General features: G+C 73.2%; 7 protein-coding genes. 1 reads left to right on the top strand and 6 read right to left on the bottom strand.

Going from position 1 to position 12,330, the window contains the following annotated elements:
* Positions 1-161 precede the first annotated feature (161 nt).
* On the top strand, positions 162-5,066 hold the full coding sequence (locus AB0B20_RS12165) for a permease (protein ID WP_357470193.1): 4,905 nt from the start codon (positions 162-164) through the stop codon (positions 5,064-5,066).
* A 360-nt stretch (positions 5,067-5,426) separates the two neighbouring features.
* Here the strand turns inward: AB0B20_RS12165 and purE are convergent, their stop codons facing one another.
* The 6 genes from purE to AB0B20_RS12135 all read right to left on the bottom strand — a co-directional run bounded on the left by purE (position 5,427) and on the right by AB0B20_RS12135 (position 12,226).
* Entirely contained in the window at positions 5,427-5,918 is a 492-nt protein-coding gene (gene purE / locus AB0B20_RS12160; protein WP_357381758.1) for a 5-(carboxyamino)imidazole ribonucleotide mutase, read from the bottom strand.
* Positions 5,918-7,075, bottom strand: coding sequence for a 5-(carboxyamino)imidazole ribonucleotide synthase (locus AB0B20_RS12155; protein WP_357381756.1), 1,158 nt, complete (start codon positions 7,073-7,075; stop codon positions 5,918-5,920). Before AB0B20_RS12155 ends, purE begins: the two co-directional genes overlap by 1 nt.
* 64 nt (positions 7,076-7,139) lie before the next feature.
* Positions 7,140-9,176 carry a thioredoxin domain-containing protein gene (locus tag AB0B20_RS12150; protein ID WP_357381754.1) on the bottom strand — a complete coding sequence of 679 codons (2,037 nt, stop codon included), beginning with the start codon at positions 9,174-9,176 and terminating at the stop codon, positions 7,140-7,142.
* A 79-nt stretch (positions 9,177-9,255) separates the two neighbouring features.
* Positions 9,256-9,879 carry a restriction endonuclease subunit S gene (locus AB0B20_RS12145; protein WP_357381752.1) on the bottom strand — a complete coding sequence of 208 codons (624 nt, stop codon included), beginning with the start codon at positions 9,877-9,879 and terminating at the stop codon, positions 9,256-9,258.
* Positions 9,876-11,531, bottom strand: coding sequence for an N-6 DNA methylase (locus tag AB0B20_RS12140; RefSeq protein WP_357381749.1), 1,656 nt, complete (start codon positions 11,529-11,531; stop codon positions 9,876-9,878). Before AB0B20_RS12140 ends, AB0B20_RS12145 begins: the two co-directional genes overlap by 4 nt.
* A gap of 8 nt (positions 11,532-11,539) precedes the next feature.
* On the bottom strand, positions 11,540-12,226 hold the full coding sequence (locus AB0B20_RS12135) for a hypothetical protein (protein WP_357381747.1): 687 nt from the start codon (positions 12,224-12,226) through the stop codon (positions 11,540-11,542).
* Positions 12,227-12,330 lie beyond the last annotated feature (104 nt).

The raw sequence follows: 12,330 nt of genomic DNA, 5'->3' as shown, positions 1-12,330 counted from the left end.
CGCTGACCAGCTGGACCGGCCCGCCGGGGACACCTCCCCGACCGGGCCGGTCCTTTTTGTTGTCCGGAACGCGGCGGCAACTGTCGAAATCCCGGCCCACTCAAGGCATGCTGCCTCTGGGAGGTCCACAGTGCGGAGGCACGGGCGGACGGGAGACTGTCGTGGAGAGCTTCAGGTGCGCTTCGTGCGGGCAGGACATCAAGCCCGCCGTCGTCTGCCCGCACTGCGGCGCGCCCCAGCCGCAGTGGTCCGAGCACCTGGCCGACATCGAGCGCTCGATCGCCGAGATGAAGGCCCGCGACGCCGAGATCGCCCGGGAACAGCGGCAGATCGCCGCCAAGATGCAGGCTGCCCTCTTCCAGCGGGACATCCTCGCGCACGCCGGTGAGGAACGGATCCGGCAGGCCACCCGGCCGCGCCGGGTGCTGCGCCGGCGGGCCGGCCGCCGCCCGCCCACCGCCGCCACCGGCGCGCCGCCCCGGGTGCCCCGCCAGGGCACCCCGCCGCCCGGCCCGGAGGACCTGCCCCCGTCGCCGCCGCGCGGTCGCCCGCGCTGGCTCGACGCGGACGATCCGGAGCACCCGCCCGAGGCGTCCTCGCGGGAGGTGCAGAACATCCCGCTCGGGCTGGGCGCGCTCCTGCTCGGCGTCGCCGCGGTGGTCTTCGCCGCGGTCGCCACCAGCTCGATGGACGCGCTGGCCCGGCTCGGCGTGCTGCTGGTGGCGACGGCACTGATGCTGCTCGCCCCGCCGGTGCTGGCCCGGCGCGGGCTGACCTCCACCGCCGAGACCATCGCCGCGGTCGGGTTGCTGCTGGTGCCGCTGGCCGGGTACGCGCTCTGGGCCGTCGACCGGATCGGCGGCGACGGGACGGGCGCCGCCTTCGCCGGCACGATCTTCCTGGTCACCACGCTCGTCGCACTCGGATACGCGTACGGCACCGGTCTGCGCGCACCACGCTTCGCCACGGTGCTGGCCGCCCAGCCGGTGCTGCCCCTGCTGGCGTACGAGCGGATCACCGGGCCGGTCGGCTGGGCGCTGGTGCTGACCGTGGTGGCGGTGCTCGACCTGGCGCTGGCGCGCTCGGCGGTGGTACGTGAACGGCCCGTCCGGCGTGACCTGCCCGCCACCGGGCCGGTACCGCCCGGCCCGCCCCGGCAGCGCGCCGACGACGACCGGCCCGAGTCGGCCCCGGAGGAGTCCGCCGAGGTGCTGGGCGGTGAGACGCCGCCGGGTCCGGCCGCCACCGCCCGGCCGGTGCCCTGGCTGCCCGAGCTGACCTGGCTGCTGCACGGCGTGGCGGTCGCGGTCGCGCTGGCGTACGCGGTCACCGGCCTGCTGCGCGCCACCACGGTGCCGCCGGCCGCCGCAGCGGGCACGGTGCTGCTCCTCGCCGCCCTGGTCGCGCTGGCCGGGACGCTCGTGCTGCGCCGGCCGCCGCTGCCGGATGTCGGCGCCGCCGTCCTCACACTGGCGGTCATCGGCGCGCTCGGGCGGGTCGCCTCGGTGGCCCTGCCCGGCCGGTCCCTGCTGCTCATCTCCGCCGTCATCGCGTTGACCGGGCTCGCCGTCCGGGCCGTACCGGAGTCGGCCCGGCGTGGTCCGCAGATCGCGTCGGCGGTGGCGCTCACGGTCAGCGGCCTGGTGGTCGCCGGTGGCGCGCTGCGCGCCGGGCTGGCCCCGGCCCGGGCCGCGTTGCCCGCCTGGTCGGCGGACCTGAGCGGATGGCACGCCGAGCTGGCCCGGGCGGTCGGGCCGACCGGCTGGCAGCTGGCGGCCAGCGCGTTGCTGCTCACCGTCGCCGCCGTGATCGCCCTGCCGGCCGAGATCCGGCGCGAGTTCGCTGTGGTCGGGGCGGCGCTCACCGCGCTCGCCGTACCCGCCTCGCTCGGTCTGGGCTGGGCGGCGGCCTGCTGGCCGATGCTGCTGACCGCGGTCGCGATCGGCGTGCTCGGGCTGACCGCCCGCACGGAACGGGCCGCTGTGGCGCACGCGGTGACAGCGGCCGGGCTCGGCCTGGTCGGCGCGGGTGCGGCGCTCGGCCGCCCGGCCCTCACCGCCGCCGCGCTGACGGTGCTGTTCCTGGCCGGGGCGCTGGTGTCCCTCGCCCCCCGGGTCCGGCTCGCCGCCGCCGCGACCGAGACCGTCTGCGCCTGGGCGGCGGGCGGCGCGGCGTTCGCCCTGCCCGGCGCCGTCGCCGCGTTCGTCGCCGCCACGGTGCCGACGCCGCCGGTCGCCACACCGGCGAACCTGCGCGAGATCACCGTGCCGATCCTCGCGGCGAGCTTCCTCGCCGTCTGCGTCACGCTCGGCTACGCCGCCCTGGTGCAGGTGGCGCAGCGGCACCTGAGCATGCCGCACGCGCTCGGCACGGTGCTGGGCACGGTGGCAGTCGCCGCCGCCGCGTTCGGCGCGCCGGGCACGACCTCGGCCGACGCCTGGGTGGGCGGGCTGCTCCTGGTCGCCGCCGCGTTGCTGGCGCTCTCCCCGCGCATCGACGCCGGGCGTCGCGCCGACATGTCCCTCGACGGGTCCGACCTGGCCCTTGCCGCCACCACTGTGGCGCTGGTCGCCACACTGGCCCGGATCGCCGCGGTGCTCGCCCCCGGTGGTCAGCTCGTGGTGGCCTCCGCGCTGGTGCTGCTGGTGGCGGTGGCCGCGCGTGCGCTGCCCGAGGAGTGGCGGCGCGGACCGATCCTCGGCATCGCCGCCGGTGGCACCCTGATCGGCCTGATCGCCGCCTGGAGCGCCCTGCGCGGCGGGCTCGGCGTGCTCGCCACCCCCGGCCCGATCTGGGCCGGTGACCTGACCGGCTGGCCGGCCGCGCCGACCGGCGGTTCGACCTGGCAGGCCCCGGTCGCGCTGGCGCTGCTGGCGGTCACCGCGGCCATCCTGCTGCCGCCACCCTGGAAGTACGACGTCTCCGGCCTGGCCGCCGTGCTCGCCGCTGTGGGCGCCCCGGCCGCGTTCGACCTGCCCTGGTGGTCCCCGGTGCTGGTCGGCTGCATGGTGGCCACCGTCTACGGCATGGCGGCCGCGGCCTCTGTCGACCCCCGGGCCGCGCTGTCCCGGGCGACAGTGGCCGGGGTGGTGGCGCTGCACGCCGCCGGGGCCGGGCTGGTGCGCCCGTGGACCACCGCGCTGGCGCTGGGCAGCATCGCCCTGATCGGCGCGACGGTGGCCGCCGTGGCGCGGACGCTCGCGCCGTCGCTCGTCGACGACGTACGCACCGAGGGCATGCCGCCACACCTGGTGCAGGTCGGCGGCGCGGGTGCCGGAGCCGCGCTGCTCGCGGCGCCCGGCGCGGTGGCCGCGCTGGCAGTCGAGTACGGCCGCCCACCCCAGGTGGTGCTCACCGCCGCGCTCGCCGCCGCCAGCATCGGTCTGGCCGCGATCGCGGCGGTACGCCGGCAGGTGCCGCAATACCTTCCGTACGCCAGTGTCGCGGTGGTCGGCGCGGCCACCGTCACCGCCGCCGCCGCGCTCGCGGTCGGGCTGCCGGCCGGCGTGTTCGCCGCCGCCGCCGCGCTGCTCGGTGTGCTCGCCGAACTGGTACGGGCCGCCACCGTCCCGCCCGCCGGTTCGGGCCGGCCGGTACGCCGCTGGACCGTGCTGCTCAACGGGGCGCTACGGCGTGCCCCGGACGATCCGGAGCTGCGCTGGCGGGTCAGCCCGGCCGCCGGAGCGCTGGCCGCCGCGGCGCTACCCGTCGCCCTGGCGCTGGCCACCCTGGCCCCGTCGCTCGTGGTGGCGTTGTTCTCGCCGTTCGCGGTGCTGAAGCGGGTGTGGCAGGGGCCGCCGCCGGAGTTGCTGACGCCGCCGCCGAACGCGGTGAACCCCACGCACGTGCTCACCGCGCTGCTGTTGACCGTGACCGCGGCGCTCGCCGCCACCGGGTTCAGTGGCGGCCGGCGGTCCCGGGCGGTGCCGGTGATCCTGCCCGGGGCGGCGATCACGCTGCTGATCACGCCGGTGGCGCTCGGCCGTGGCTGGCCGGTGACCGCGCTGGCCGCGCTGGCGGTGTTCACCATCTCGATGCTCGGGCTGGCGCTGACCCCGCCGCCGGCGCTGGCCGAGCCGGGCCGGTCGATCCGGGTGGCCCGGGTGCTGGTCTTCGCGCTCGGCCTCGCCGCCGGTGGCGCCGGGCTCGCGGGCAGCCTGGCCACGAGCGACCTGACGGTGTTCACGCTGGGCGGGGCGGTCGGTGTGGGCACTGTCGCCGCGCTGTTCGGCACCACCCAGCGGGCCCGCATCCTGGGCTGGCTGTTCGGCTCGGTGATGGCGCAACTGTTCGTGCTCACGGTCGGCCTGAAGTCCGGGCTGGCGGCGGTCTGGTCCGCGTTCGGGGTGCTCGCGGTCGGCGCGGCGTTGCAGGTGTTCGCCGCCACGCTGCCACGGCTGCGCCGTCCCGAGGCGTACCGGGAGGCGGCCACAGTCGAGTGGAGCGGCTACGGGGCGGCGCTCATCGCGCTGGCGCTGGCGTACGACTCGCCCCGGCACATCGCCGCGCTGCTGGCCGCCTGGGGCGCGGTCCTCGGGGTGGCGGCCAGCCGTCCGGGGCGGCGGCCGATGGAACGCAACCTGCTGTTCTGGGCGGTCGTGGCCTGTGAGATCAGCGCCTGGTGGATTCTGATGCGGGTGGCCGACGTGGCGCTGCCGGAGGCCTACACGCTGCCGTTCGCCGCGCTCGCCCTCCTGGTCGGCGTGCTGCAACTGCGGCACCGGCCCGACCTGTCGAGCTGGGTGGCGTACGGCCCGGCGCTGGTCACCGCGTTCCTGCCCACGCTGGCGATCGTGATCGCCAGCGACTCCGGCATGCTGCGTCAGGTGCTGCTGCTGCTCGGTGCCGTCGCAGTGCTGATCTTCGGCTCGACCAGCCGGCAGCAGGCCCCGGTGATCGTGGGCGCGACGGTGACCGCGATCGCGGCCGTGCACGCGCTGTTCAGCCTCGGCCCGTGGCTGGTGCTGATCCCGGTCGGCATCGTGCTGCTGGTGCTCGGCGCGAGCAACGAGCGCCGACGCCGCGCTCAGGAGCGTCTCCAGACCGCACTACGCGGCATGCGGTGAGCCGGCCGGACTCAGCCGGTCGCGGGCTAGCCATGACCGGCTGAGCCCAGCCGTGACGGCCGGGCCCTCAGGCACGCGGCAGCACGCCCGACCCACGCGCCTGCCCATCACAGTCCGTGTCGGCTAGCTGCGGCCGGCATGGCACCCTGCGCCGACTTTGCTCTGCACCCACGGAAGCAGCGGCCACTCGCAGTGACATGAGCGGCCGCCGAGCGATTTGCAGCGAAACGCCGCGCCGCAGGTCAGAGCCACGCTGCGCCGATGGCTGCAGAGCAAAGTAGGCGGAGGGCATCCACTCCGGCCCGCTGGGCCGGTCACGCTGAGCGACCATCCGGATTGAGTACGCTGAGTGACGAGCGGTCAGGCCAGGGAGGCGCGCAGCGCGGCTTCCTTCTCGGCGACCAGGTCCTCCAGGCCCGCCTGGTAGGCGGCCATCTTCTCGCGCAGCACCGGATCGGAGGCACCCAGGATGCGTACCGCGAGCAGGCCGGCGTTGCGGGCGTTGCCGATCGACACGGTGGCGACCGGCACGCCGGCCGGCATCTGCACGATGGACAGCAGCGAGTCCATGCCGTCCAGGTACTTCAGCGGCACCGGGACGCCGATCACCGGCAACGGGGTGACCGAGGCGACCATGCCGGGCAGGTGGGCCGCTCCGCCCGCGCCCGCGATGATCACCTGGACCCCACGATCGGCGGCGGACCGGCCGTACTCGATCATCTTGACCGGCGTGCGGTGCGCCGAGACCACACCCACCTCGTACGGCACGCCGAACTCGTCGAGCGCCTCGGCGGCGGCCCGCATGACCGGCCAGTCCGAGTCGCTGCCCATGATCAGCCCGACGGTGCTCATCAGTGCCCCTCCTGGAGCCAGCGGGCGGCACGCGCGGCCCGGGCCCGTACCTCGGCCAGGTCGTTGCCGAGCACAGTGACGTGCCCGATCTTGCGGCCCGGGCGGACCTGCTTGCCGTAGAGGTGGACCTTGGCCCCGGGCTCGGCGGCGAACAGGTGGTGCAGCCGCTCGTCGATGGAGATGCCGCCCGGCTCGCCGCCGAGCACGTTCGCCATCACCACGACCGGCGCGGTCAGCGAGGTGTCCCCCATCGGGTAGTCGAGCACCGCCCGCAGGTGCTGCTCGAACTGCGAGGTCCTGGCCCCCTCGATGGTCCAGTGCCCGGAGTTGTGCGGCCGCATCGCCAGCTCGTTGACGACAAGCCCGGACGGCGTGTCGAACAGCTCCACAGCGAGCAGGCCGACCACGCCGAGCGCGGTCGCGAGGTCGATGGCGAGCTGCTGCGCGGCAACGGCCTGCTCCTCCGGCAGGTCGGGCGCGGGTGCCAGCACCTCGACGCAGATGCCGTCACGCTGCACCGTCTCCACCACCGGGTACGCGGCGACCTGCCCGAACGGCGACCGCGCGACCTGCACGGCCAGCTCCCGGCGCAGCGCCACCCGCTCCTCCACCAGCAGCGGCGTACCTCCGGCGAGCAGCGTGGCGGCCAGCTCGCCGGCCCGGTCGGCGTCGTCGACCATCCAGACGCCGCGGCCGTCGTAGCCGCCCCGGGCGGCCTTGAGCACCACCGGCCAGCCGGCCTCCTCGCCGAAGGCGACCAGGTCGGCCGGGGACTCCACCGGGCGCCAGGAGGGGTTCGGCGCGCCCAGCTCGCCGAGCCGCTCCCGCATCACCCGCTTGTCCTGCGCGTGCACCAGCGCCTCGGCCGGCGGGAACAGCTTCACACCCTCGTCGGTCAGCGCGCGGATGTGCTCGTTGGGGACGTGCTCGTGGTCGAAGGTGACCACGTCGCAGCCCTTGGCGAAGGTACGCAGCGCGGCCAGGTCGGTGTGGTCGCCGTACTGGACGTCGGCGGCGACCAGCGCGGCGCCGTCGTCCGGGGCGAGCGCCAGCACGCGAAGCGACTGGCCGAGAGCGATGGCGGCCTGGTGGGTCATCCGGGCGAGCTGGCCGCCACCCACCATGCCCACGACGGGGAGACCGGTACGGGAGTCCATAGCGCCGCCAGCCTATAAGGGCCGGTGCCCGGCCGGACCGCGAGGGCGGCCCGGCCCACTCGGCTCAGCCGAGCTGCGCGATCAGCTCGTCGACGCTGGTCACCGGACGCTGGCAGACGAAACCCCGGCAGACGTACGCGGCGGGCTGCCCGCCGACGAACGGCCGCCCGGCCAGCAGCGGCACCCCGGGCTGGTCCGGGGCACCGGCCACCACCACCGCGCCGGGCGGGGCGTGGCGCCGGGCGGCGGCCACCAGCGGGTCGCCCTCCGGGTCGCCGGTCGCCACCGCGATCTCGTACGGCCCGGACAGCAGCGCCTCGCCGACGGTGGCCGCGTACCCGGTGAACCGGGCGTGCCGGTCGACGATCGGCGCGACAGTCGTCAGCGTCTTCTCGGCCGCCTCCCGGTAGCGGGGCTCCCCGGCCAGCGCCGCGTACGCCACGAGCGCCGCGACGATCGCCGAGCGGCCCGACGGGGTCGCGTTGTCGGTCGGGTCGGCGGGCCGGGTGACCAGGCGCTCGGCGTCGTCTGCGGTGTCGTAGAAGGCGCCCTCCGGGCCGGCGAACCGGGCCAGCGCCACGTCGAGCAGCTCACCGGCCAGCGTCAGCCACCGCCCCTCGCCGGTCAGCTGGTGCATCGCGCAGAACGCCTCGGCGACGCAGCCGTAGTCCTCCAGCACCCCGGCGGGCTGACCCACGGCCCTGTCCCGGGAGACCCGGCGCAGCCGGCCGTCCACCAGGTGCACGGCGGCCAGGTGCTCGGCGGCGTCCCGCATCGCGCCGTCGGAGACGATCAGCACGCCGTCCATCAGGTTCGCGTCCTCGTCGTCGGGCGACACGAGAAGCGCGGCGACCTGCTGGAACTCCGCGATCGCGGTGATCGCGAGCCCGTTCCAGGCGGCCACCACCTTGTCGTCGCGGGCCGGCTGGGGGCGGGTGTCGCGGGCGGCCAGCAGCCGGCCCACCACGTCCTGCCAGCGGGCCCGCACCGCCGGGTCGGCGTCGTCGACGTCCCGGGCCAGCCGCAGCACGCTGGTGCCGTGCTCGAACGTGCCGTCGGCAGTGACCTCGAACAGGTCGGCGGCGAACCGGCCGTCCGCCTCCCCCAGCACCTCGGCGAGCTGGTCGGGCGTCCAGACGTAGGTGAGCCCCTCGACGCCCTCGGTGTCCGCGTCCAGCGCGGAGGCGAAGCCCTCACCCGCGCGATGCAGCTCGTCGGCGAGGAACCGGGCGGTGTCGCGGGCCACCCGGCGGGCCAGCCGGTCGCCGGTGAGCCGCCAGAGCTGGGTGTAGACGCGCAGCAGCAGCGCGTTGTCGTAGAGCATCTTCTCGAAGTGCGGCACCGTCCAGTGGCCGTCCACCGAGTAGCGGGCGAAGCCGCCGGCGAGCTGGTCGTTGAGGCCGCCGCGAGCCATCGCCTCACAGGTGTGCCGGACGATCTCCAGGCTGCGCGCCGAGCCGGTGCGCTGGTAATGCCGGAGCAGGAAGAGCAGGTTCATGTGCGGCGGGAACTTCGGCGCCCCGCCGAAACCGCCGTTCGTCTCGTCGTACTCCCGGGCGAGCTGGCTCGCGGCGGCGTCGAGCAGGTCGGCGGTGAGCGGGGCGGTCACGCCGCCGACGGCCTGCGCGCCGCCGATCGCCTCGACCACGGCGGCGCCCTGCCGCAGCACCGCCTCCCGCTGGTCGCGCCAGGCGGTGGCGACCGAGCCGAGCAGGCGGATGAAGTTCGCCCGGGGGAAGTACGTGCCGCAGAAGAACGGCGTGCCGTCCGGCGTGGCGAAGACCGTCATCGGCCAGCCGCCCTGCCCGGTCATCGCCTGCGTGGCGGTCATGTAGACCGCGTCGACGTCGGGACGCTCCTCGCGGTCGACCTTGACGCAGACGAAGTCGTCGTTCATCAGCCGGGCCACTGCCTCGTTCTCGAACGACTCGTGAGCCATGACGTGACACCAGTGGCAGGCCGCGTAGCCGACCGAGATGAGCACCGGCACGTCGCGCCGCTTCGCCTCGGCGAACGCCTCGTCGCACCACGGCCACCAGTCGACCGGGTTGTCGGCGTGCTGGAGCAGATAGGGCGAGGTGGCCTGGGCGAGTCGGTTCACCACCCGACCCTAACCGTCAAGCGAGTCCACCGTCGGTGCGACGCCACCCCGGCAATGTGCCAGCCACCACCGCGCACGCCTACTCAGGAGGAGGTTCGACTCCCCGAATCAAAAGCTGCGCGAGGACGTCGCGCGCCCGCTCGGCGGTTCGGCTGATTCGGGCGTGCACCTCCGCCTGCTCGTTCAGCAGATCGAGGTGGCGCACGATCGTCTCCTGACGTTCCGTGGACGGCACGAGAACGGGCATGCTGCCCAGGGTGGACGCATTGAGGGCAGGAATTGCGGTACCCGCGCGGTTGTGCTCGAACCAGTCCTGAATCTCGGGCAGAGTCAGGTAGTAGACGAGGTATCGGGAGTTGATCCGGTGTGGGCGTAGCCGGAGGAGCCCCGTCGAGAACAACCAGCCCTCGGACTCCTCAGGCACCCAGGCGATCCGACCTACGGTACCGGTGCGCGTGACCAGGACATCGCCGCGCAAAACGCTGTAACGAGTTAGGCGAGCCGCCACGTCGTGCCGAACGCGAGCTAAGCCTTCCGAGCGTACGCGGCCGTCGACGAGGTCCTTGGGCATGATCATCGGGTGCCCCTCGGTTTGACGGTCTCCCGACCCCACCGTCGCACCCGACGGCCCGGATCGGATATCGACCACGTCACCCAATCGCACCTCAGGCCATCCCGTCGGCACGGCTCTGTGTTCACTCATCCGCCACCGAGCCCCTCCAGCATCTCGTGCGCCTCGGAGTCCACGGCTTTCGCCCGATCGACCAGCTGGGCCAACTCCGCGCGTACGACAGTCAGGTCGTGCCACGAGACTCCGACTGTCTGAGAGGACTCGGCCGCGACGTAGGTCGACGGCAGTAGCGAGTAGTCCCGGGTGGAGATCAATGCCGGGGAAACCACGGCGCTCATACCGGCTGAAGGCTCGAACGGAACACCCGTCGGGGAGGTAGACCGCCAGCGCCGGTACTCATCGACAATCGACTTGATGTCTTCGGGCCGAAGTGTCCTGCGGCCGCGGGATGCCGCCTCACCGGCCGTACGAGCATCTATGAACAGCACATCGGTGGCGCTTCCCCTCGGCCTCCGGATGAGCCAGAGCGTCACTCCGATGGTGGTCTCGGCGAACAGGCCGGCCGGTAGCGCCACCACTGCGGCCACCGCCCCCGCTTCCACCAAGGCCCGTCGCATCTCTCGATCGGCTGTGCCCTTGCCGAAGGCGGCCAGTTGAGGCATGACGACGGCTCCTCGGCCGTCCTCGGTGAGCGACGAGATGGCCGATTGGAGCAGGGCCGTCTCCTTCCGCCGGGCCGAGCCGAAAGGGCCGTTGGCGGCGGCTTCGTTGGGTAGAGCCCCGAAGGGAGGGTTTGTCACCACCACGTCGGCACTGCCGCGCACGCGTGGCTCTCCCTGCTCGATCAGCTCCAAAGGTGACCCGTCGAATCGGTGCATGGCGACGTTCATCCGCGCGAGTTCCACCATCCGCGGATCGGGATGCGTACCGGCGATCTGGATCGGTGCCACAGGCGGCTTCCCCGCCGACCGGGCCAGTTCCACCAAGAGCTCCCCGCCGCGACAAAACGGATCGACGCATCGTTCTCCGCCCGCGACCGGACCAACTAGGTCACCGATCAGACGAGCAAGTGACCTGGGCGTGACGAAGGCATAGCGGACCTCCTCCGCCAACCGGTCGAAGGCGTAGTCGAAAAGCGTCGCGACATGGTCGTCCTGCAGGGCCCGGGAGGGTGCCGCTGAACCGGCGAACTCTGTGAGGATGCCAATCACTCCTGCCAGGGTCTGCTGGGCCGTCGGCGTCACGGTGGTGAGGTGTCGCACCGCTCGGGCGGCATCAGGCAGCCCGGACATCTCGAAGGACGACGAGAGACGCGCCGGCGTGTCCGCGACATCGGACTCAGCCGCGAACACCTGCCAAACATCCGGTCGAAAACGCTGGACGAACATCAGCGCCAACAGAACCTGCCAATAGTCGCCGTCCCTAGCCGTCGTTCTGGACAAGTCGTGGAGCCGCCAGACGACGTCGTTCAGCGCTCGCCGGCCGTCTGACCCGACGACAGCAGGCGAGGCTCGCCGGGAATCGTTTCCCGCCGCCGTCGCCACCAACCGGTCACCGTATGTCGTTCCGGGTGTCTCGCCCGCTCGAAGTCCCTTGGTAGGAATCTGCCTTGACGCTAGCCAGGCGACCACCTCGTCCCTGCGGAACATCTCCCCGTCCGCGGTGGTGAGAGGTTTCGGGAAGTCCTGGTGACGTCGCTGCCAGTTCGTCACGGCAGGCCGCTCCACACCGGCGAGCCGCGCGATCTCGGATCGCGATACCAAGTGCGCCTGCGCCGGACCCATGCGCGTCCTCAGAACCGTGGCTGCGTCCGGCACGACCGGACGTCATCGCGCCTCAACAGGACTGACGGGACCCGGTCCATGGCCCGCACCACTTCGACGACGGATCCATCGACTGCCGCCAACAACTGGTACAGCCTTCGATGGTCAGCTGCGAGATCCCGATGGTGGATCGGCTCGTGGTGCATTATGCGGTTCCGCAGTAGGCGCATGGTCTCGAAAGATTCGTGGAGGCGTCCACGGGAACCGGAATAGCCGGGAAATGCTTGGTTCAGGGCAGGCACCCAGAGCAATCGGTCGTACCGGGACCCCGGCCGATTACTGAGTAGCGACACCCAGAATCCGAAGCTCAACTCCGCGACCACGTCGTCTGCCCCCGGCGCCAGCACGCCGCGACGGCCGAATCGGCGCCGGCACTTGTCCGCCGCTTCACGCACAAGACGCGACCCGTGTTCGGTCAGCGGCGCAACGGCCCACCAGTCCGGCCTGTCGTAGTGACTGGCGAGGCGTCGGTGCAGCGCGTTGCGCAGCGCGATCTCGAGGCAATGCAAGGGGCCGTAGAAGGCCGCCGAAATCTCGATGTTCCACCAGTAGAGAGCCACTGCCTGATCGTGGTCTCCCGCCACGGCCTCCACATACGGCCGCATCCGAGCTACCGAGAACGAGCGCCTGATCCAGTCCGGCAGGTCGGCAGGCATCACTGCGGCTCCATCCGAGAGGTGTGTGGGCAGGGCGGTGTGATACCTTGGGCCGGTAAGCCCCGGGTCCGCCTCTGCTCTGCATGCCGCCCGGGGCACGGCTC

Origin of the sequence: Micromonospora sp. NPDC049151 (assembly GCF_040648395.1) — a bacterium.
Taxonomy (GTDB): domain Bacteria; phylum Actinomycetota; class Actinomycetes; order Mycobacteriales; family Micromonosporaceae; genus Micromonospora.
This window is presented reverse-complemented; position numbering and strand designations above follow the sequence as displayed.